General features: G+C 59.7%; 22 protein-coding genes. 11 read left to right on the top strand and 11 right to left on the bottom strand.

The window, feature by feature from the left end:
• The first annotated feature begins 126 nt into the window (after nt 1-126).
• Nucleotides 127-402, top strand: coding sequence for a GNAT family N-acetyltransferase (locus tag BCS37_RS00610; RefSeq protein ID WP_069179664.1), 276 nt, complete (start codon nt 127-129; stop codon nt 400-402).
• 75 nt (nt 403-477) lie between these two features.
• Here BCS37_RS00610 and BCS37_RS00605 read toward each other — a convergent pair whose 3' ends face one another.
• Nucleotides 478-912 carry a flavodoxin gene (locus tag BCS37_RS00605; protein ID WP_069179663.1) on the bottom strand — a complete coding sequence of 145 codons (435 nt, stop codon included), beginning with the start codon at nt 910-912 and terminating at the stop codon, nt 478-480.
• Between the two features lie 159 nt (nt 913-1071).
• Here BCS37_RS00605 and BCS37_RS00600 point away from each other — a divergent pair, with 159 nt between their 5' ends.
• The 4 genes from BCS37_RS00600 to BCS37_RS00585 all read left to right on the top strand — a co-directional run bounded on the left by BCS37_RS00600 (nt 1072) and on the right by BCS37_RS00585 (nt 5566).
• Nucleotides 1072-3711 carry a heavy metal translocating P-type ATPase gene (locus BCS37_RS00600; protein WP_069179662.1) on the top strand — a complete coding sequence of 880 codons (2640 nt, stop codon included), beginning with the start codon at nt 1072-1074 and terminating at the stop codon, nt 3709-3711.
• Nucleotides 3712-3853: 142 nt separating this feature from the next.
• Complete coding sequence (locus BCS37_RS00595) at nt 3854-4378, top strand: hypothetical protein (protein WP_069179661.1); 525 nt, start codon at nt 3854-3856, stop codon at nt 4376-4378.
• A gap of 143 nt (nt 4379-4521) precedes the next feature.
• Complete coding sequence (locus tag BCS37_RS00590) at nt 4522-5262, top strand: AzlC family ABC transporter permease (protein WP_069179660.1); 741 nt, start codon at nt 4522-4524, stop codon at nt 5260-5262.
• On the top strand, nt 5255-5566 hold the full coding sequence (locus BCS37_RS00585) for an AzlD domain-containing protein (RefSeq protein WP_069179659.1): 312 nt from the start codon (nt 5255-5257) through the stop codon (nt 5564-5566). The genes BCS37_RS00590 and BCS37_RS00585 overlap by 8 nt, the downstream gene beginning before the upstream one ends.
• 68 nt (nt 5567-5634) lie before the next feature.
• Here BCS37_RS00585 and BCS37_RS00580 read toward each other — a convergent pair whose 3' ends face one another.
• From BCS37_RS00580 to BCS37_RS00560, 5 genes are read right to left on the bottom strand one after another with little or no spacing between them, the layout of a single operon-like run.
• Nucleotides 5635-6345: a CsgG/HfaB family protein gene (locus tag BCS37_RS00580; protein WP_083205746.1), complete on the bottom strand. Its 711-nt coding sequence runs from the start codon at nt 6343-6345 to the stop codon at nt 5635-5637.
• Nucleotides 6342-7190, bottom strand: coding sequence for a hypothetical protein (locus tag BCS37_RS00575; RefSeq protein WP_069179657.1), 849 nt, complete (start codon nt 7188-7190; stop codon nt 6342-6344). The genes BCS37_RS00580 and BCS37_RS00575 overlap by 4 nt, the downstream gene beginning before the upstream one ends.
• Nucleotides 7191-7970 carry a hypothetical protein gene (locus BCS37_RS00570; protein ID WP_069179656.1) on the bottom strand — a complete coding sequence of 260 codons (780 nt, stop codon included), beginning with the start codon at nt 7968-7970 and terminating at the stop codon, nt 7191-7193.
• Nucleotides 7960-8820, bottom strand: a complete 861-nt coding sequence (locus BCS37_RS00565) for a hypothetical protein (RefSeq protein WP_069179655.1) — start codon at nt 8818-8820, stop codon at nt 7960-7962. The genes BCS37_RS00570 and BCS37_RS00565 overlap by 11 nt, the downstream gene beginning before the upstream one ends.
• Complete coding sequence (locus BCS37_RS00560) at nt 8817-9494, bottom strand: CsgG/HfaB family protein (RefSeq protein WP_069179654.1); 678 nt, start codon at nt 9492-9494, stop codon at nt 8817-8819. The genes BCS37_RS00565 and BCS37_RS00560 overlap by 4 nt, the downstream gene beginning before the upstream one ends.
• Nucleotides 9495-9687: 193 nt before the next feature.
• Here BCS37_RS00560 and BCS37_RS00555 point away from each other — a divergent pair, with 193 nt between their 5' ends.
• The 4 genes from BCS37_RS00555 to BCS37_RS00540 are packed head-to-tail and all read left to right on the top strand — an operon-like array spanning nt 9688 to nt 13124.
• On the top strand, nt 9688-10794 hold the full coding sequence (locus tag BCS37_RS00555; RefSeq protein ID WP_069179653.1) for a DUF4178 domain-containing protein: 1107 nt from the start codon (nt 9688-9690) through the stop codon (nt 10792-10794).
• A gap of 16 nt (nt 10795-10810) precedes the next feature.
• Entirely contained in the window at nt 10811-11242 is a 432-nt protein-coding gene (locus tag BCS37_RS00550; protein WP_069179652.1) for a DUF350 domain-containing protein, read from the top strand.
• Between the two features lie 11 nt (nt 11243-11253).
• Nucleotides 11254-11817, top strand: coding sequence for a hypothetical protein (locus BCS37_RS00545; RefSeq protein ID WP_069179651.1), 564 nt, complete (start codon nt 11254-11256; stop codon nt 11815-11817).
• Nucleotides 11818-11828: 11 nt separating this feature from the next.
• Complete coding sequence (locus tag BCS37_RS00540) at nt 11829-13124, top strand: glutathionylspermidine synthase family protein (RefSeq protein WP_069181506.1); 1296 nt, start codon at nt 11829-11831, stop codon at nt 13122-13124.
• Between the two features lie 328 nt (nt 13125-13452).
• On the opposite strand, the gene panF is transcribed toward BCS37_RS00540, so the two are convergent.
• Both panF and BCS37_RS00530 read right to left on the bottom strand, forming a co-directional pair.
• The gene (gene panF / locus BCS37_RS00535) at nt 13453-14901 is read right to left on the bottom strand and encodes a sodium/pantothenate symporter (RefSeq protein WP_069179650.1); all 1449 of its coding nucleotides are present in this window, start codon (nt 14899-14901) and stop codon (nt 13453-13455) included.
• On the bottom strand, nt 14898-15158 hold the full coding sequence (locus tag BCS37_RS00530) for a DUF997 family protein (RefSeq protein ID WP_069179649.1): 261 nt from the start codon (nt 15156-15158) through the stop codon (nt 14898-14900). Before BCS37_RS00530 ends, panF begins: the two co-directional genes overlap by 4 nt.
• Before the next feature lie 271 nt (nt 15159-15429).
• Between BCS37_RS00530 and BCS37_RS00525 the strand changes: the two genes are divergently transcribed.
• Both BCS37_RS00525 and BCS37_RS00520 read left to right on the top strand, forming a co-directional pair.
• Nucleotides 15430-17406, top strand: coding sequence for a methyl-accepting chemotaxis protein (locus BCS37_RS00525; protein WP_069179648.1), 1977 nt, complete (start codon nt 15430-15432; stop codon nt 17404-17406).
• Between the two features lie 58 nt (nt 17407-17464).
• Nucleotides 17465-18217 carry a phosphatase gene (locus tag BCS37_RS00520; protein ID WP_069179647.1) on the top strand — a complete coding sequence of 251 codons (753 nt, stop codon included), beginning with the start codon at nt 17465-17467 and terminating at the stop codon, nt 18215-18217.
• Nucleotides 18218-18332: 115 nt separating this feature from the next.
• Here the strand turns inward: BCS37_RS00520 and BCS37_RS00515 are convergent, their stop codons facing one another.
• From BCS37_RS00515 to BCS37_RS00505, 3 genes are all read right to left on the bottom strand, one after another.
• Entirely contained in the window at nt 18333-20540 is a 2208-nt protein-coding gene (locus BCS37_RS00515; protein ID WP_237142716.1) for a TonB-dependent receptor domain-containing protein, read from the bottom strand.
• A 57-nt stretch (nt 20541-20597) separates the two neighbouring features.
• On the bottom strand, nt 20598-21368 hold the full coding sequence (locus tag BCS37_RS00510) for a class I SAM-dependent methyltransferase (RefSeq protein WP_069179646.1): 771 nt from the start codon (nt 21366-21368) through the stop codon (nt 20598-20600).
• A gap of 202 nt (nt 21369-21570) precedes the next feature.
• Entirely contained in the window at nt 21571-21795 is a 225-nt protein-coding gene (locus tag BCS37_RS00505) for a type II toxin-antitoxin system RelB/DinJ family antitoxin (RefSeq protein WP_069179645.1), read from the bottom strand.
• Nucleotides 21796-21812 lie beyond the last annotated feature (17 nt).

The raw sequence follows: 21812 nt of genomic DNA, 5'->3' as shown, positions 1-21812 counted from the left end.
TTACCTGCATTCGGTATTCGAGAAAAGCCCTCCGATTTCCTGCTGTGCACAATTTATAATCTGCTGCCGCATACTGGACAGGCACATTCCTCATGCGTTACAATACGGGACAAAGGAGGAATCACCATGCAGATCGTATTTGAACCCGAACATTTCCGCAGCGCGGCCTATGACGGCGAAACACGCGTCGGCGTTGCGGAATTCGACGTGCAGGACGGACGTTGGAGAATCACCCATACAGAGGTCGATCCCGTCTACGGCGGTCAGGGGATCGCACGCAAACTAATCGAGGCGCTCATTGAGGCGGCACGCAGCAGCGGGGCAAAGATCGTTCCCGTCTGCTCCTACGCGGAGAAGATGATGCGCGGCAAGGAGGAATACACCGACGTGCTTGCAGACTGAGCGGAATCCATTCGACAAAAAACGAGACTACTGCATAACCGTGCAGCAGTCTCGTTTTTTCAGCGTTTATTCTTTTCAGCCGACCGCCTTTGCCATCGCCTCACCGAGTGTCGTGCATGCAGCGAGCGCATCATCATCGGGTTCGTTCTCACAGGTCACACCGTCCGCGACCATCGTTGCCCCTGCATCCTTCGTGCGGTTCGTCCACGTCTCCATAAACGCACCGCCGCCCCAGCCGTACGAGCCGAACAGTCCGACCTTCACGCCCTTCAGCTGGCTCTCCGCCTCGGCGAAGAACGGCTCAAACTCGCCCTCATCGAGCTCCTCCACGCCACAGGCAGGGCAGCCCATCAGGATGCCATCGTAATCCGCGATCCGATCGGCAGAGAAATCGCCGACACGGATGAGTTCGCCCTCTGCACTGCCCTTCGTGACCCCTTCCATGACCGCATTCGCCATTGCCTCCGTATTCCCCGATCCACTCCAAAACACAACAGCAATCTTTGCCATGTCAAAATCCTCCTTTGGACTACGTTTATATGATAAACAAATGATAGCATTTCTCATGATTTCATGCAATGATTTTTGAATTTTTTTCTCATTATGATTTATACTTGACAGAAATGTTATACTGTAACAAAAAGGCTTCCATATATAGAAGGAATCTCTATGCAAAAAGAAACATTCAACGTAACGGGCATGACCTGCTCGGCGTGTTCGGCGCGGGTGGAACGCGCCGTAAAGAAGATGGAGGGAACGGCGGCTGTCTCCGTCAATCTCCTCACGAATACCATGACACTTGCCTACGACGCAGCCGTCACAAGCCCCGCCGCGATCATCGCCGTGGTCGAGGACGCGGGGTACGGCGCGAGCGTGAAGGGCGCGCTCGCCGCGCAGGGCACTGCGGAACGCGGGGCGGCCGAAGTGCCCACAGGCACGGATGCAGCAGAGAAGGAAACGCGTGCCATGCGCCGCCGTCTCCTCATCTCCATTCTCTTCCTCCTGCCGACGATGTATATCGCGATGAGCCCGATGCTTTCAATGTGGGGCGTTCCCTACGCGGCAGGATTCAAGGAAATTTTCTGGGGCGCGGAGAATGCACTGACGTTCGCCCTCGCACAGTTTATCCTCATCCTGCCGATCATGTATGTGAATCGTCTATACTATGTCAATGGATTCCGCAATCTCCTGCACGGTGCGCCGAATATGGATACGCTCGTCGGGATCGGCTCGATGGCATCCGCGCTGTTCGGTGTGTTCGCGATGTTCCGCATGAGCTGGGGGTTGGGGCACGGCGATCTCGCGCTCGCGGCGGAGTACAGTACGAACCTCTATTTCGAGTCGGCGGGTATGATCGTGACGCTTATTACGGTCGGTAAATACCTCGAAGCGCGGGCAAAGGGGCAGACGACGGGCGCACTCCGCGCCCTTATGCAGCTTGCGCCCGAGGAAGCGACGGTCGTGCGCGGCGGCGTGGAGCAGGTCGTGCCTGTGGCGACGCTCGTCCTCGGCGATACGGTCATCGTGCGTCCCGGCGCACGTATCCCCGTGGACGGAACGGTGACGGACGGTGCGACGAGCATCGACGAATCCGCCGTGACGGGCGAATCCATGCCCGTTCCGAAAACGGCGGGCGACACCGTGACATCGGGCACGCTGAACGTCGAGGGGACGATTCGCTTCACCGCAACGCGCGTCGGTGAGGATACGACGATCCGTCAGCTCATCCGTCTGGTGGACGATGCGAGCGGGTCAAAGGCACCGATCGCACGCCTTGCCGACCGCGTCTCGGCGGTCTTTGTCCCCGTCGTGATTGTGATTGCCCTCACGGCGGGCGCGATCTGGCTCATGATGGGTGCGACGGTGGAGTTCGCATTTTCCATCACGATCTCGATTCTCGTCATCTCCTGCCCCTGTGCACTCGGGCTTGCAACCCCCGTTGCGATCATGGTCGGTACGGGGCGCGGCGCGGCGCACGGCATCCTTATCAAGTCGGGCGAGGCATTGGAGACGGCGGGGAACATCAGCGCGGTGCTGATGGACAAGACGGGCACGCTCACCGAGGGTCGCCCGCAGCTCGTCAGCATCCGTCCCGTCGGGATGGATGCCGACGCGCTTGCCGCACTGGCGGCCGCGCTTGAGCAGGGCAGCGAGCACCCGATTGCAGCGGCGATTACGGCCTATGCTGCGGAAAAGGGGCTGACCGTCCCCGCCGCTGCGGATTTCGCGGCGGTGTTCGGCAAGGGTGTGCGTGCGCGTGTGGCGGGCGTGGACTGTGCGGCGGGCAATGCGGCTCTCCTCGCAGAGCTCGGCATCCCGCTCACGGACGCGGTTGAGACGGCGCGGGCGGAGATGGCAGAGCGCGGAGAGACGGCACTCATTGTCGTGCGTGCGGGGCGCGTCGTCGGCCTTCTCGGTGTGCGCGATGCGGAGAAGCCGACGAGTGCGGCGGCGGTCGCGCAGATGAAGGCGATGAACCTCACACCCGTCATGCTGACGGGTGACGACGAGCGCACGGCACGGGCGATTGCCGCACGACTCGGCATCACGGAGGTGATTGCGGGCGTTCTCCCTGCGGACAAACGCGCCCATGTGGAGCGTCTGCAGCGCGAGGGACACCGCGTTGCCATGATCGGTGACGGCGTGAACGACGCGCCCGCACTTGTGCAGGCGGATCTCGGCATCGCCATCGGCGCGGGCACGGATGTCGCCATCGACAGCGCAGACGCGGTGCTCGTGCGGAGCGATCTCCTCGATGCCGTGAGTGCCATCCGTCTGTCGCGCAGTGTCATGCGGAACATCAAGCAAAACCTCTTTTGGGCATTTTTCTACAATGTCATCGGCATCCCGCTCGCGGCGGGTGTGCTCTATCCCGCCTTTGGCATCAAGCTCTCGCCCATGATCGGTGCGGCGGCGATGAGCCTGTCGAGCGTCTGCGTCGTGCTGAACGCCCTGCGTCTGCGCCTGTTCACCATCGTGCACGAGCCTGCGGCGGAAACGGAGCACACGCGCCATGAGATAACGGTAAGCCCCATCGCACCCGCGATGGATGACATACATGAAGAAACGGCGGACACTGCCGCCGCACAGAGAAAGGAAGATTTTACCATGGAAAAGACCATTCACGTCAAGGGCATGACCTGCCCCCACTGCGTCAAGCACGTCACGAAAGCCCTCAGCGGCATGGACGGCGTCTCGGATGTCGTCGTCGACCTCGAAGCGGGTACAGCGACCTTCAGCGCCGCGCGCGAGATTCCAAACAATGAGCTCGCCGCTGTTCTCGATGATGCGGGTTACGAACTTAGCTGAGACTCCGAACATAGGAAAACGGTCATGCGGGAACGCTCCTGCATGACCGTTTATTTGCGGCAAAAACAGGAAAATCTCTCGGTGCGTCGAATATACCAAATGATAATAATTTTTTGAAAGAATACAGAAAGGTGTGTCTCCGATGAAAAAACTTCTCCTCCCCCTCATCTGTGCCATGCTCCTCGCCCTCTGCGGCGGACGCACAGCGCAGGCATTTGCCGCGATGCCGCTCATTGACAACGTAAGCCCTGCCGAATATGTAGAATTTGTCAATACGTTTTTGGAAAACCCGACCTTTATGGGTGCCCCGACATATGATTCGGGTGCATCCCGTCTCGCAGGTCACGATGTCTATACGTCACGCACGCAAAATGGCACCATTGTGCAGCTGCATGCAGAGGGAGAGAACATTTCCTATCTGAACATCACGTTCAACGAGGACAATGACGACGCAGTCCACGATGTCTCAAGTCTGAGTGTAGCGACCTACATCGCATGCGACATGAGTGAGTCCGAAATCGATGCGATCATTGATATGGAGAGCGTGCAGGAGGGCAACACCTTTACCGACAGCATCTACTGCTCTGCCGCACAGCGCATGATTACATCGCGCACGGTTCTGGATGGCACGAAAAGCACCGTCGTGCTCTCCGCCTCGCCAAACTGATCTGTCCGACACGAATGCTCCCATGTTGAACATCCGCATGGGAGTTTTTGTATGGGCTGCTGCAAAGTATACCGCACATATTTGATTTACAAAATGACAGATTTATCCTACAATAAGAAAATCATATTTGTGAGGTGGTTCGTATGATCGAAGAACAGCTCGGCACATCACGGCGCGCGGTGTTCATAGAGGGTATGCACGACGGTGTGCCGATTGCGCTCGGGTATTTCGTGGTGGCGTTCACGCTGGGGATTCTCGCCAAGACGGCGGGGCTGACCCCGTGGCAGGGTTTCGTAACAAGCGCGGTCAACATCGCCTCGGCGGGCGAGTATGCAGGGTTTACGGTGATCGCAGCGCAGGCGCCCTATCTCGAGATCGCCGTGCTGACGCTTGTCGCGAACGCACGCTACTTCCTCATGGCGGCGGCACTCACGCAGCGGTTTGCACCCGAGACGCCGCTCCTGCACCGCCTTGCCGTGAGTTTCGGTGTGACGGACGAGATCTTCGGCATCACGGTCGCACGCGGCGGCATGCTGAACCCGTACTACAATTACGGTGCGATGGCGATCTCCGTGCCCGCGTGGGCGGCGGGTACATCGGCGGGCATCCTCGCAGGCGGCATTCTCCCCGCCGCCGTCGTCTCGGCGCTCTCGGTCGCGCTCTACGGGATGTTCGTCTGGGTCGTCCTCCCCGCTGCGAAGAAGAGCCGCCCGATCGGCGGCATGGTGCTCGCGAGCTGCGTGCTCTCGCTCATTGCGACGTACGCGCCCGTGACGGGTGAGCTCTCCGGCGGAACGCGCACGATCCTCCTCACGCTCCTGGTTGCGGGAATCGGTGCGGCGCTCTTCCCCGTCGATGAGGAACAGGAGGGGGCTCATGACTGATATCTGGCTCTACATTGCCGTCATGAGTGCGGTAACGGTCACGATCCGCCTCACACCTGCGCTCCTCCTGCGAAGCGCCATCAAGAACCGCTTTGTCCGCTCCTTCCTCTTCTACGTCCCCTATGTGACCCTCGCTGTCATGACCTTCCCCGCCATCGCCCTGGCAACGCGCACCCCGCTCGCGGGCGCAGCCGCGTTTGTCTTTGCCCTCTACCTCGCGTGGCACGGCGCAAGCCTCTTCCGCTGCGCGGCAGGCGCAAGCGTCATTGTGCTGATCGTGGAGGAGATCGTATTTTCGCTGTAAATGTTTTCTTGCCCATATAAAAAGTTCGGATGCTGCTGCACCCGAACTTTTTTGTGGGAAAGTATGCCCTATTTGGTCCGATCCTTACCGTCGATGTTCGTGAGGAGCCGCCGAACGGCATCGCTCGCCGCCGCGCGGAGCGCCTTGTCGAGATTCTCGGTGGAGACATTCTCTCCGCCCCACATGACGTTGTCAAAGCCAAGGCCCACGCTCTGCACGCCGCCGCTCGCGTACGATGCGATGGCGCTCGCACTCTGCAGGTCGATCTCATTGACGGTGGTGGTGGAGTCCCCCTCGCCCTTTGCCGCCATGACGATGGCGCCCGTACGGACATCCACGATGCGCAGGCTGATGTGCGCAGTCATCGTGTGCTGCTCCTGCCCGATCAGGAGGAAGCCGCTGCTGCGGTGCGAATCGCCGAGGCTGAGAATATTGCCGCGCACGACGTAGTCCGCATCAAAGAGTTTTGCCGTCTCCATCGCAGCTTCGTTCTCTGTGAGGCCCGCAAGCGACAGCCCCAGCTCAGCAAGACGGTCGGCAACGATCTCAGGGTCGCAGTCGTAGAGTGTGTAGCTGCTCTCCTTCCGCAGCACCGCCGTAACATACTCGCTCGCTGCCCTGCCTGCATCGTAGACGCTGGCATCCCCATACGCGCCGATGGGCATGACTGCCACCTTTGCCCCCGCCGGGATCTTCGCAAGCGCACTCGCCGCCGATGTCGGCAGGAGGATGCAGAGGGCGAGGAGGAGAAGGCGCAGCACTGCGCTGCACGTCCTCATCGGAAGAGTTTGCCCGCGTCCATATCCGCGAGCATTGCCTGACAGATCTTGGTTGAGGACTTCTCGATGACCTTTTCGTAGGTCTTTGCACTCGGGTTGTCTGTGCCGGAGTGGATGCCCGCGAGCCAGAGCTTGGACGTGGTCGCCTTCTCAAAGACGCGCTGCGACCAGACGACCTCGCCCGTCGCCGCCTTGATTACGCGCACGTCGGTGAGGAGCCCAAAGCCGCCGTCGGTCTTGTTGGAGGCGTTGCTGATCGCAGAGCCGAGGAGGCTGCCGAACGGCCCCGCGAGGCTCAGAAGGTTCCCGGCGATGTTCATGGTGGTCTGGAAATTCAGATCCTCCCACTGTCCGACACCGATGCTCTGGACGGTACACTGGATGAGGTAGTCCGCGCCCTGCTCCTTGCCGATGCGTGCAGTGACTGCGGGCGTGAGGATCTGCCCGACCTGTGCGGTCGCGAGATCCTGCGCGGCTCCGTCACCAAAGGAGGGGCTCTCAAAGACGGCGTTGTAGTCGCCGCCCTCGATTGCCGCCTTGCCCGCGAGCACGGCGGGGTAGTTATCGTCCGCCATGAGCTGTTCGAGATTGCCGCTGACATAGTTCGTCTCGCGCAGGTTGAACCGCCCGCTCTCGAGGAGCTTCACCATGAGATTCTCCGAGAGGCGCTGGCTCGTATCAAGACCTGCGAAACGCGTGTTGTCCGTGAACTCCATCAGGACGCAGGTCGGCTTTGTCGCAGTCACGGCGGCTGCGGGCGACTCGGCGGCAAAGCAGTGTCCCGTGAGTGCGCCCGCAGCAATCAATGCGGCAAGCAGACTTTTTTTCAGATGCAGACGACGCATTTATTTCACCTCTTTCAAGCCCTGGGGCAGACTCAGATACGCGGCATCGGGCACGGCATCAAAGCGGTCAATGCGCAGGATGCACTTGCGTGCGTGCACCTTGCCGCCCTCTGTGCGGTAGGTGATGGAGGCAATGCGCGAGAGGCGCGTACCGTCGAAGTAGAACCGCACCGCCTCGAGCTCGTCCGCATCCTGCCGACGGTAGTCCTCATAACTCGTGCCGCCAGTGAGTGTGCCCGCACCGACCGCCTCGTAGCGCGGTGCGCCCTGCGGCTTCCGCTCGGGCGGCAGGAGAATGGAGAGGAGGCGCGTGACATCCGCATCGCCGAAGCGCTCGCCGTAGATGAGGCGATCCTCGACCGCCTCACGCTTGCCCTGTACTTTGCCCTTGCCGTAGTTGCCGTAGTAGACGGGCTTTTTCTTCTCGAGATCGCGCGTAAAGAGGAACTCCCTGCCGTCCTTCGTGAGGAGACTCTTAGCATAGTCGTCGTAGGAACGCTCCTCGTATTTGTCCGCGCCGCTGAGGACGAGCACGCCGCGATAGGCGCGGCTGACGTACTCGGGTGCGGCTGCCATGTCTTCCTTCGCCCACATGGAGAGCGTGATCTTGTCGCTGTTGTGCAGTCGCTCGGGCGGCGTGAGGTTCTCGTAGAGGATGGTACAGCTGCGGTTCTCCATCATTGTGCGGTAGGCGTCAAGCTTCGCGGCTGCCGCAGGCGAAATCGAGGCGACGGTCAGTGCCGCCCCCATGAGGAGTGCTGCGATGATCTTACTTTGCATCTGCCTTGCCTCCAATCGTAGCAACGCGCGCAGGGCTGCCGAGCAGGTCATTCATCCCGCCCGTCCCTGCGGCGTAGACAGGAATCTCAAATTTCGGCGCAAAGACATCGACGGGAATCTGCCCGCTGATGCCCTCGATCTCGATGCTGCTGAGTTCGGTGGTCTCTGCCGTGCCGTTCTTCTCCATGACGAGAAGCTTCTGAATGCGTGCGAGCTGTCCGCCGCTGTAGAGCGCATGATAGACAAGGTATCCTGCAGGCGTGCCCGCCTGTGTGCGAATCGAGCTCTTGTAGACATCGGCGGTGTAGGTCTTTCCGCCGACGGTGAGCTCCTTTGAGGTCTCGTACGCGGGGGCCGTCACGCTCGGCGCACGGCGGGCAAATTGCTCGTCGGCAAAGAAGATGCGCAGCTCCTCCGGAAGCGCGAGATCGTCCGGCACGTCCAGCCAGTTCTCCTCGGGGTTCAGTGCAGGACTCGTGAGCATATCTGCCGGCAGGACACGTGCAAAGGGCTTGCTGCCATCGTAGTCGAACTGGTAGTAGCTGCCGTCCTTATACATCGCCTTGTATTGAATGGCGTTTGCCTTCTTGCCGCCCTCGCGTCCCGTCTGTGCGAGACGGCTGCCGGCCTGCGCGATGAGGCGCTGCGGCTCGCCGTCGCGGACATAGGCCACGCAGAACGTGCCCGAGGCGAGCCGCGTACGGATCTCCGCCGCGGCTGCCTGCTCCCCTGCACCCACGACGCTCTCGCCCGCAGCCGCAGGGGCCGCAGCTGCATACACCTCTGCCGGAGCGGGCAGGGTCAGCAGCGCCGCGCATCCCACGAGCGCGAGAATCTTGCTTGCGTTCATTTTCTTCCTCCCTTGTTCTCTCCGTAGCCGAGCTGCGTGAGAAGCCCGTCCTTTCCGTAGACGGCATCCTGGATTGCCTTTTCGATGGCATTATACGCCTGCTCAGGGCTGACAAATGCCGTACCGAGAGAGATGAAGCCCTGATGCGTACCAACGGCTGTGTTCGTGCTCGTGGAGGCACCGTCCCCCTGCGCGGCAAGAACGATGCGCCCCGTCGCCACTTCGACCATCTTGAGCGAGACATGGGCAAAGACGCGGTGCTGATCGTTGCGCACCTGAGCGTCATGCTCGTAGGAGACAGCGGCGATATGATTCTCCTTCGTCGTCAGCCCCGTGACGCTCCCGTAGATCTTGTATTCCGCCCCCTTCAGCTGACCGACGCCGGGAGCATCCTCCGTCACGCCGGCGAGTCCCATGCTCTGCTCATCGAGGAGATCCTGCAGATACTCGCGGTCAACAACGGTGAATACATCGTAGCGCGAGCTGAGCGTCTTGACCAAGTCCTCCATCGCTTTCCCCGAGTAGTCACCGAAGCTGTCCCAACCGACATCCGGGGCCTTGTTCTTGAACGACATGACGGCGACCACGGGATGATCGTGCAGCCCCGCGTGGCAGACGGGGCTCATGCCCATGCCGAGGACGAGTGCGCAGATGAGCGCGATTTTCCGAAACATACAATTCCTCCTTTGTATGGAAGCGCTTTTTCCGAACTATTTTACCATGAATTGCACGCACATCACAAGCATTTCTTTAATGTTTTTTAAAGAAACGCTTGTGAATTTAGTCCCACAATCTTTTTCGCCCGCATTTCCTTATCTTCTTGTAAAAAAACTAAGCTATAGTAAAATAATAAAGGGAGGTGCGTGCATGGATTTCGACTGTTGGACGGGGCTGCGAATCGAGGGGAAATCCTATATCGTCGCAGAGAAGATCCACTACAAGGAGAAAACATCCGACGATGTATGGACGGAGTACGGTCTTATCACGACGGAGAGCAATGCCCGCACATGGCTGAGTATCTCGGACGGCGGACTGTCGTGCAGTCTCTCCACCGCTGCTGTGGGGAGCAAGCCGCCGCGCGGCTACTATCTGCACGACTCCGGCACGCAGGTTGTGACGGGCGTGTGGGGTGATACGGATGCCTCGGTCGGCGATGAGGCGAAGTACGAACAGTACGAAAGCGCGGACGGGACTGCAACATTCTTTGTCGAGAACTGGAGCGGCACGAAAAGCTGCTCTGCGGGGCGAAAGATAGCCGCTACTGACATCGCTGCCGATGAGACGAGCACCGTCGCACGTCTGCGCAATCTTACGTTTTCCATGAAACAGGTGCTTTCCAAAGCCGCTGGATATGTCGCTATCGTTTTTGGGGTCTTCTGTGTCCTCAGCCTCTTCGACGGTGTAACCGACCTCGATGCGCGCAGCTGGCACAATTTCCGCAGCTTCGTCGGCGTGCCCTACGCCCTGCATGAGCGCCTCTCGGATGCGCCCTACTATACAGAGGAGCAGGATGAGGGCGCTGCACGCATCTATACGGCGCAGATGGATGCGGGCACGATCGCCCTCGACCTCATCGAGGGACTCGACGGTGAGGTACAGGATGTGACGCTCGATACTGTGGACGCAGAGGTCGCACTTGTCCTGCGCGCACGGATGGAGATCGCGCATATTGTGCCCGCGCCCGATGGCACGACACGCATCGTTCTGAGCGATGTGCGCGCCCCTTCCGCGCCTATCCCCATTCCGCCGCCCGCAGAGACCTACCGTGACCGGGATGCAGTGCTGCTCCGCTACGCCGCGCTGGTTCGCTCAGGCAATGAGCGTGGGCGGACGGCAGTGGTGGCAGAGGATGAGGCGGCGTCGCCCATTCCCACGCCTACCCCAACTGCTGCACCCGTGACCCCAGCGCCTACAGAGAGCGTGCCGCACGCGACGGATGGTGCGCTGCGCCGCAATCTTCATCTTGCCAACTGACGATAGGAGAACACTCATGATCTACCTGCCCGATCTCATGCTCACCGTATTCTACGCCGCATTCGGCATCCTGCTTATGATCCTCGCCAACATCGTGATTGACTTCTTCATCCCCGGCGACTTCGCCGAGGAGATTCGGCGAGGCAACCGCGCGGTCGCGTGGCTCTCTGCAGGCTCGTTCATCGGCATCGGCGAGATCCTGCGCGCCGTCATCATATCCCCCGCGTCCGATGCAATGGCATTGGACTTTGTGCAGGGCGTTGTCGCGAGCGTCGTCTACGCTGCTGCCGGCATCCTCTTCTTTATCATCGGCTTCTTTGTCATCAACGCCTGGCACCGCAAATATAAGCTTGCCGCCGAGATCCGGCGCGGCAATACGGCGGCAGGCATCTTCGTGTTCGGCATCTTCGTCGGACTGTCGCTTGTCATCAGCGGCGCGGTGCACTGAGGAGGCTCTGCATGGAAAACATGGGGCGCAAGGCCGCCATCCTCGCCGCTGCATTTGCCTCGGTCGGAGCACTCGGTGCAGCGTATGTCTATCGTCACGACATTGCATTTTCCATCGCCGAGGCTGTACATCCCGAGTGGAATGCAGGCGAGGCGCGGCTTGCCGATTCCTGTGACCGCCGCTATACCCTGCTCAACAACGGTGACGGGACGGAGACGGCGCTCTACGATGACAGCACCGCCGTCACCTTCCGTCACAACGGCGCGGGCGATCTCGTCTGGCTCTTCGGCACGGCGAGCCTCCTCGCGCCCCTCGCACCGAACTATTTCGCATTTCACGGATTTTCCTACGCGGGCGGCACGATGGACCTCGCGCACATGACCTACCGCGCAAACACGCCGCTCTCGCCGCTTCCCGAAAAATATACCGTATCCGGCACAGGCGCACATACACATGTGGTAAATCACGGCTATGCGGGGCGCAGATACAACGAAAAGAAAAGCGGGAAGTCGGGCGAAGTGAGCCGCAGATCCGGCTTTGGGCAGGCGGGCATCCGCTCCTCGGGAGGATCATAACGGTGAATCGCATGACCAAAGAAAGCTACATCGACGCACTTGATCCGACGATCTTCACCTACATCCAATACGGTGACTATGCCGACCGCTACCCGACGCATACCGTGCAGACATTTCCGCAGGAGTTCTACGACGAGATGCGCGCGGCATCGACAGGCCTGTTCCGCGTCTTCTGCAAGGCCGCGCAGGTGCTGCAAAATGCGCCCGACGATTTCGCGCGCGCGATGGATCTGCCGCGTGAGCTGGTCCCCTATCTGCGCGTACCGAATGCGTTCGGGCTTCCGACATGGCTCTCGCGCTTCGACTTTGTCCTCGATGCGAAAGGGCGTATCCGCATGGTCGAGATCAATGCGGATACGCCCTGTTTTATTGTGGAATCGTTCTATGCAAACGGCGTCGCGGCAGAGTATCACGGCCGGCGCAACCCGAACGCAGGGATGCAGGCACAGCTGCGGGATTTCCTCGCGCGCATCCACAGCCGTCTCGCCGCCCCCGTCGCCAATCTCGGCTGCCGTACACTCACGCACCGTCCCTTCGTGTTCAGCTGCTTTGACGACTACCCCGAGGATCTGGCAACGACGCTGTTTCTCCTGCATCTGATGCAGGAAGGCACGCCGCACGGCGATATCCGCTTCCTCTCGTTCTATGAGATGGAGCTTGACGCGCACGGCATTCCGCTTGCAGACAATTTATATACATCTGCGCTCTATCGACTGCACCCGATGGAGATTCTGATCGACGAGCGAACGGCAGACGGGGAACCGCTCGGAACAATGTTTCTGGATCTGTATAAGGCAGGGAAATTCGCGCTGATGAATCCGCCCGAGGCGATCCTCCTGCAGAACAAGTCCTTCATGGCGCTCGTCTATGCGCTCGCGCGGACGGGACAGTTCTTTACACCCGCTGAGTGTGCACTCGTGGAGGGCTATCTCGTGCCATCGTACTTCGAGGAGGATTTCGATGCGCTCCGTGACGGCACATACATCCGCAAGGAGATCTGGGGGCGCGAGGGGAAGAATGTCCGCCTGGTTGAGAAGTGCGGGGAACGCGCGGCGACAGTGCATGAGAAGCGGCCCGACAACGCGGACGAGATCATCTGCCGCACAAGCCGCGCTGCGATGTATCAGGACTTCGTCCGTCAGCCCCGCTTCGTCCATACGGTCGACTCGGGTACAATCGAGGGCTTTCTGACGCTCTCGTGCTTCATGCTCTTTGACACGCCCTCCGCTGTCGGCGCACGCTTCTCCCCCGCCGAGATCGCGGGCACGGAGGCGTACTTTCTGCCGCTTGTGGTTGAGGAGTCATAGACGAACAAAAAGACGAAAAAGGCTGTGCGTCTCTTCCGTCTTTCGAAACTTTGTGCTATACTAACAATAGGTGACTGATGAGGTTCGGCCTCCCTCGTGGGAGGTGATGCGTGTGACACTTTATGAAAAGCTGTCGCTTCTGGTTGCAGTGTTGACACTCCTAACCAGCATCATTTTCAATCTGCTTCAATTGTAGGCAGAAAAAAGAACCGTCCGCGGTTCACGTCGGCTCCTTCTTCAAGAATATTTCAATTCTAGGGAGAGACCGACGTACCCACTCGTCAGTCACTCTTTCGTGTCTTTATTATACTCACACTGAAAAACCTTGTCAAGCCTCTCTGCGCCGCTCCCACCAACACCCCGCGAGGAAGAGGACCAAGGAGGCGGTGATGCCGACAGCGATCGGATGCAGCCCGAGGGGCTTAAATCCCGCCGCCATCGCCGTGCAGTAGATGAGCGTGCCGCCGCCCATCGCGGCGAGTGCGCCCGTGCGCCGCGCCCATGTGGTGAAGAGACCAAAGACAAGGACCCAGAAGAATGCCGTCTCGAGCCCCCCGAACGCGAACATATTGATGAGCCAGATGAGCGACGGCGGCGCAATCGCAAGGACGAACACGATGATGCCGAGTGCGGCGGTCACGCCCATGGAGAGACGGCGCAGCGTCTGCTCGGGAACGAATCTGCCGCGCTGCTGCTGATGGTGGAGGTAGACATCCTTTACCACCGCCGACGAGGCGACAATGAGCACGCCGGAGATCGTCGAGATCGACGCCGCGAGCGGGCCGATGATCGCAAATCCGAGCAGTTCGGGCGGCATCACCTGCGCCATCAGCTGCGGAATGACGCTGTCCACGCCCCCGAGCGTCTTCGCATCCACGCCGAGCACGCCGCGCCCGAGCACCCCCACGAGATTCACGGCAATATTCATAAAGGCAATGACAACCGTGCCAATGATCATGGCGCGGTGCATATCGCGGCTGCTCCGGTAGCTGATCCCGCGCACCACCGACTGCGGCAGCGCAATCGTGAGCGCGCCCACAAGCAGCCACTGCGAGATGTAGAGCGAGACGGGCATGCGCCCCGCCGCCGTCGGTGTCAGCATCTCGGGATGTACACTGCGCAGTTCAGTGAGGATCGCCGCGAGCCCTCCCCCCGCCTCGAGCACGTAGTAAAAGAGCAGGACGATGCCGAGCATCATGACAATCGCACAGCAGGTATCCGTCAATGCAACAGCACGAAATCCGCCTATCGACGTATAAACAACAACTACGATTCCGAAGAGCACCAGTCCGAGTTCATAGCTGTAGCCCGTGACGGCGGCAAAGAGCTGTGCCCCGCCGACAAACTGCGCGACCATCGACGCGGCAAAGAAAATCACAATGGCAAATGCCGCGAGCGCTGCGAGCGCGTCCGAGCGATAGCGGCAGCGGATGATATCGACAATCGTGACGGCGTGAATGCGCCGCGCGAGCCGAGCAACCTTCTTGCCGAAGATGCCGAGCACGAGGAAGATCGTCATGGTCTGAATGACTGCCATATAGATCCAGCCGAAGCCGATCTCGTACGCCATGCCGGGCCCGCCGACAAAGGAACTGACGGAACTGTACGTCGCAACCATTGTCATTGCGAGCACGAATGCGCCGAGCGACTGCCCGCCGACGAAGTACCCCGCGAGGAATCCGCCCGCGTGGCTCTGCCGCCGCACATAGACACCGAGTGCCAGCATCGCCGCCATGAAGCCGAGAAGCGGCAAGAGCACCATGAGATTGCCGCTCATCGCGCCGCCCCCTCTCCGCGTTCATCGAGGGGAACGTCCTCCGCCGTGCACGCGAGGTACACGGCGAGCACCGCCCCCACGATCAGTACGCCGACCGTCGACGTGACTGCCCAGAGCGGGAAGCCCGCGATCGTCACATCGACCTCTGCGAGCCCGAAGCCAAGCGCCGTCCAAAGCACGGCGAAGAGAACACCTGCCGCAGCGGTACGCCTCGCCTCACGGGCGATGGCGTCCGCCGCCTTGCTTTCATCCTGCATGATGAACCTCCTATACCATTTTCACCGTCGGAGGTCAATGATTCTCCGCGGCATCATCGGAACCGCCGCACCAGCGCACTGTTCCTCTGCAAATACCGCCCCATCCTACCACATCTTCCCACGCGATGCAATCATAGTTTTTCAAAATTTTCTTTATTATAGGCAGGTTTCTTTATATTTTTGATATCGCGCAACAAAATTCCTTGATTCCTATCTTAAAAAAGTATAATATTATAGTTAACAAAAAAAACTATGAAAGGAAGATCGGAATTTGGGTATTAAACAAAAGCTGCTCCTGATGGGAACGCTCATGGCGCTGCTCGTTGCAGCGATCTGCGGCATCGGCTACTACAAGGCACAGACCGCACTTGAGGAGAGCGTATCAGGAGAGATCAACGCCGCGCTGCACGTCGAGTCAGAGAAGATGGACGCATGGATGTCGCGCAAGGTGCAGCGTACAGAGAGTGCTGCAAATCTGGTGTCCGCACTCGACGGTAATCCCATCGAGATGAACCCGTCGATCATGAGCCTTGCCGCAGGGGACAAGGAACTGATCGACCTTGCTTACGGTGCGGAAGACGCGCGCTTCATCAGCTACTCGGACGGCAACCTCACGGGCGAGTTCAACCCGCTCGACCGCCCGTGGTATCGGGATGCCAAAGCGGCGGGCAAGACCATCATTACCCCTGTCTATCAGGATGCCATCTCCAAGAAGACCGTTGTCTCCATCGCGGCCCCATATCAGGGTGCGGACGGCGCATTCCGCGGTGTCGTTGTCTCCGATATCGCACTCGATGCGCTTTCTGACCGTGTCAAGGAAGTGAAATTCCACGGTGAGGGCGCGGGCATTGTTGTCGAGCAGGACGGTCTCATCATCGCCTCCACCGAAGGCATGGCAATGCACAAGGTCGAGGAGAATCCCGTGCTCAAAGCACATTTCTCTGAAATGCTGCAGAAAAAGCAGGGCTACTTCGCCATGGAGAAGGACGGCGAGGAGCAGATCATCGCCTACGCAACTGTCCCGTCCACAGGCTGGATCGTCGCCATCGCCGTCCCCGAGCGCATCGCCTTTGCACAGCTTGCAAGTCTCAAAGTGACCTACGCAGGGTTGACGGCCCTCGGCATCCTGCTCGTTGCGGGCATCATCTTTGCCCTCCTTCGCTTCGCCGCGACCATCACGGGTGCGACCGAGCGCCTCATGCATCATGTCGACGCACTCGCACGGGGCGACCTCAGTCAGTCGGATCTCCCTGTCACCTCCAGGGATGAGCTCGGACAGCTCGCCGCGAACTTCAACACGATGATGAAAAACATCCGCGATGTCATCCGACAGGTCGCGGGTACGGCAGAACAGCTTGCCGCCGCCTCCGAACAGCTCACCGCAGGCGCACATCAGATGGCAGAGTCCGCCACCGAGATCGCGGGGACGGTCGCAAACGTCGCCGAGGGCACGGATGCACAGCTTGAGAGCCTCGCTGAGGCAAAGAAGAACATCGGCATCGTCTCGGGTGACATCGAGAACGTCACCTCCAAGGCAGGGCGTGTTGCGGACGGCTCCGTCCGTACGGCAGACGCTGCGGCGAAAGGCGAGAGCCTCATGAACGACGCCATGGCAAAGATGAACGGCATCGAGCAGAGCGTTCTGTGCTCTGCTGAGGTCGTCGAGAAGCTCGGCGAGAGTTCCAAGCAGATCGGCGAGATCGTCGAGACCATCTCCGCCATCGCCGAGCAGACCAACCTCCTCGCCCTCAACGCCGCCATCGAGGCAGCGCGTGCAGGGGAGACGGGGCGCGGCTTCGCCGTCGTCGCCGAGGAGGTCCGAAAGCTCGCCGAGCAGTCCCGCGAGGCAGCAGATCAGATCAAGGAGCGCATCGCGGGCGTCCAGAGCGACACGGCACAGGCAGTCACCGCCATGCAGAGCGGTACGAGCGAAGTGCAGGCGGGTACGGCTGCCATCCGCGAGGTCGGTACACAGTTCGAGAGCATCATGCACATGGTCGGGGAGATCAAGGAGCAGATAGCAGACATCAACAGCTCCATGCAGACCGTCACAAGCGGCACACAGCAGATCGTCCAGTCCGCGACCATGGTCAACGAGATCACGGAGAAAACAGCAGATCACATGCAGAACATCTCCTCCTCGTCCCAGTCGCAGTCCGCATCGAGCGAGGAGATCGCCTCGGCATCCCAGTCGCTTGCCATGCTCGCGACCGACCTCCAGAACACTACGAACAAGTTCAAACTCTAAGCGCATACAGAAACGCCCCGCAGCCTGTGCTGCGGGGCGTTTTTAGAAAGGAATTTTCATGACCGACATCATCGATATCCACACGCACAGCATCGCCAGTATGCACGCCTACAGCACGATCCGTGAGATCGCGATGATGGCAAAGGAGAAGGGGCTCGCCCTCGTCGGCATCTCCGACCATGCGCCCGCACTGCCCGGCACCTTCCACGAGATGTACTTTCGCAACTTCAAGGTCATCCGCCCCGCCGCCTACGGCATCGACATCATCATGGGCGCGGAGCTGAACGTCATGGACTACGATGGCCGCGTCGATCTGCCCGAACGTGTCCTGCAAAAGATGCACTACGCCATCGCGAGCCTGCATGACATCGTGATTGCACCCGGCACGCAGGAGGAGAATACGCGCGCCCTCCTCGGTGCGATGGCAAATCCCTACGTCACGGTCATCGGACACCCCGACAACCCCGCCTATCCCGTGGACTTCGATGCGCTTGCCCGTGCAGCCGCCGCAGAGCACGTCCTCATCGAGGCAAACAACGCCTCGCACAACCCGGACGGCCCGCGCAAGGGCTCGGAACTCCTCGCACGGGATCTTCTCGCCGCCTGCCGCCGTCACGGCGCACACATCCTCATCGGCAGCGACGCACACATCGACATTGATGTCGGCGAGCACAGCCATACGCACGCCATTCTGGAGGACATCGAGTTCCCAGAGGAACTCGTGCTGAACAGCGATCCCGCCCGCCTCAAGGCATGGATTGCAGAGCGTCATGCACGAAATAGCGTACACGGCTTAAACTATTTTTCCTAATTGTTTTCTTTTTATATGTATTTATATATATTTATCGTTATTTATTTTATTAATATAAAGAAGCTGCCTCCGCCGATTTATTTTCGGTGGAGGCAGCTTCTTTTTTATTCGATCATCAGAAATCGTATGTCAGACCAAGCCAGTAGCTGCGGCGGGAGATATAGGAGCCGCCCGCGATGCCGTCTGCGTCGATCTCGTCATAGTAGTCACCGTACTTCGTGCCGTCCGCCGCCATCGATGTCTGATCAAAGTTGCGGTTCAGCAGATTGTTGACGGCAAACTGTACGGAGAGCCCGTCACGCAGCTTGTGCGTCACACCCATGTTGAGGACGGTGAACGGACGATAGTGCGAGGCGATCCCCGCTGCCTGCTTCGAGCGGTACATCCCGCTGCGGTACTGCGCACTGAGCCAGACATCCGTTGCATCCGTCGGCATCCAGTCAAGTTTGAGGTTGACCGCCTGCTTCGGTGTGGAGCGCAGCGGCTGACCGACATTCTTGCCGCTCTTTATCTGACTGGTGAGCAGCGTCCAGTTCAGCCCCGCCGTCACCTTTGGCGCGATCGCGAACTTCGTCCCGACTTCTATGCCGTGGATGCGTGCCTTGCCTACGTTCTCGTAGGTGCGGACGGCACCGATGCCCGCGACATTCACCGCATCACTGAGGTCGATCTTGTTCTTGAAATCCGTGTGGAAGAACGTCACGTGGGCATCCGTATCGTGCTCGTTGTGGTAGTAGAACCCGATTTCCTCCGTCGTCGACTTCTCCGGCTTCAGTCCCGTATTGCCGCGATAGATCTCGCCCGTGATATTGAGGTGGATGTCCACGGGCGCAGACTGGAGCATCGTCGGAGCCTTGTAGCCCGTCGCAATGCCGCCCTTCACCGTGAAATTGCGGTTCGGCATATAGATGAGGTAGCCGCGCGGGCTGAGATTGTCGTCGTAGTCCTCGGGATGATCGTAGCGCAGACCATAGGTAAAGACGAGCTTCTTCGTGAGCGCCCACGTATCCTCGCCGTAGAGTGCCCAGCTCGAACGCGAGAGACTGCCGTTGTCGTTTGAGCTGCGCTGACGCATCATATTGGCAAACATCGGCGGAGCCCAGCCCGTCGGCGCAATCGTCCGCTTCAGATGGTAGTCCACGCCCTCGCGCTGCCAGCGTGCCCCCACCGCGAGTGTGTGATCGTCGCCGAGCGGCGTGACATACTTCGTATCGAACGTCACAAAGTCATTCTTTACGTTGTTGCGGATCTGTGAGCGGATCGGAATGCGCAGCGGCAGGATATTCGGCTTTGCCGTCCCCGTCATATCTGCATCGAGGTGCATCTCGTTGCGCAGGAAGGACAGGGTATTCGTCCACGTTCCCTCCTTGCCGACCTTGTTCTCCGCGCCGAGCACGATCTTCATGCGGTCGAACCGCTGCGCCACATCGCCGTCGAGCTTCGTCTCCACATGTGCGTTCGGCGGCGCAGGCGGGGAGGGCGGCTTCATTTTGCCGCGCTGGGCAAAATCACCGTCGCGCATGTTCTGCCCGCGGTCGATGTCGAGATAGTAACTGTGCCCTGCGGCGGGCGTATAGGTCACGCGTGTCCCGAGATTCCAGTTGTCGTAGTCGCGCTTCTCCTTGTCCACACCGAATGCCGACGGGCCGCGTTTCAGATAGCTGCCGCGCATCTGCATCCCGACCTTGTCGCGCGTAATGGGCCCCGCCACGTTGAAGTTGTATTTCATCGTGTTCGACTTGTCGTCCGTCGTCTCAAGGATGCTGCCGACGGAGACAGAGCCGTGGAACTCGTCCGTCACCTTCTTTGTGATGATGTTGATGACACCGCCCATCGCATCCGAGCCGTAGAGCGTCGACATTGGGCCGCGCACCACCTCGATGCGCTCGATCTGGCTCGGTGCGGGCAGGCTCGTGTTCGCGAGCTGGTTGAAGCTGCGCATCATCCCGCCTGCGATGCCCGGTCCCACCTGCGCCACCCCATCCACGAGGATGAGCGTATAGCCGTCGTCCATCCCGCGAATCGAGACCGCAGGCGTATCGAACCGCCCCGTCGCGCCGAACGTGTCGACCCCCTCCACCATATCAAGCACCTGACGGAGATCTGTATAGCCGCGCCGCGCGATCTCATCCGCCTTGATGACCGAGATACTCGCGGGCGCAAAGCGCACATCCTCCTCAAAGCCCGATGCCGTCACCACAACGGGAGCTGTCTCATAGCCCTCTTTCTGCGCCTGCGTATCCTCTGCATAGACGGCGTGTGCCGTGCCCGAAAGTGTGAGCGCGACCGCCGCCGCAAGAGCCCTCTGCTTTGTCATTCGCATACGATTCCTCCTCATCTGTCCGACACATAGACGCCTTCGTTCGCTCTCCTGATCCACCTATTTTTTGCTGACGACGACGATGTACGAGAACTCCTTGTTGTGGTCAAAGAAGAAGTTGAACATCTTGCGGAAGCGGTCGAGGTTCTCCGTCCGCAGCCCGTTGCGGATGATCTTCATCGCACCGTCGAATCCCTCGTCTCGCACGAGCCCCGCAGGGTCGAGCAGCGTCATATCGCCCGTCTGCACCTCGATGGCAAAGCCCGCGTCGCGGAAGAGCTTCTCCCAGAGTGCATGCGGGAGCGGATCGACGTTCACATTGATCGCACGGGAGATGCCCGCACGCAGCTCCGCCGCCTCCGCCTCATCCGTCACGCGCAGCGCGACATCGTGCGTGAGGAGCACGCCGCCCGGCTTCAGCACGCGGAAGTACTCGGCAATCGCCTTTGCCTTGTTCTCACGCGGCAGCATCGTGAGCATCGCCTCGTTGATGACGACATCAAACGTCGCGTCGGGGAAGGGCAGCGCGAGCGCATTTCCCTCCACCACGTCGATCACATCGTTCAGCCCGTGCGCCGCGATGTTCGCACGCGCCTTCTCCAGTGCCTTCGGGTTCATGTCGAGCCCCGTGATGCGGCAGCCGTGCGTCTCCGCAAGGGCGACCATCGTCGTTCCCATGTTGCACGCGACCTCGAGTACGCGCGTATCTGCGGTAAAGTCAACGTGGCCGAGCAGCCACTCCGTCGCCTCGCGCCCACCCGGACGCAGCCGCGTCTTGCCCAAACGTGCAAGGAACTCATGTCCCGGTTCATTCTTCTTCTCTTCTGCCATGGAAAGGCCTCCCATCTATATGATTGAAAACATCTATCAGTAATGTGTTCAGTATAGATGAGAATTCTTCCCAACTCTGTTGCAAAAGTCACATCCCCTCTAAAAAATCGCAAAAAAATAAGTGCAAATGTCAGAGGTAATTACTCTCCAACACTTACACTTTTATCGTACTAAATAAGGGGGCATCGCCCCCTTCTGCGGTTCAGTTTTCCTCTTCGCTCCACGCCGTATCCGTGAACAGCGTGAGCGACTCGCCCGGCAGTGCACGCTGCGCCGAGATCTCAAACGGAACACGCTGCTCACGCACGCAGGCGATCGCGAACATATTGATCGCCGTGGACATATTCATGCCGACTGCGCCGCAGAAGTTCTCAAAGCTCTTCTTCAGTTCAGCGTCCATGCGAATGCTAATGCTGGTCTGTGCCATGTAGGACATCTCCTTTA

This window comes from Selenomonas sp. oral taxon 920, from assembly GCF_001717585.1.
Classification (GTDB): Bacteria; Bacillota; Negativicutes; order Selenomonadales; family Selenomonadaceae; genus Centipeda.
The sequence above is the reverse complement of the archived record's forward strand: the minus strand, read 5'-3'. Positions and strand labels throughout refer to the sequence as shown.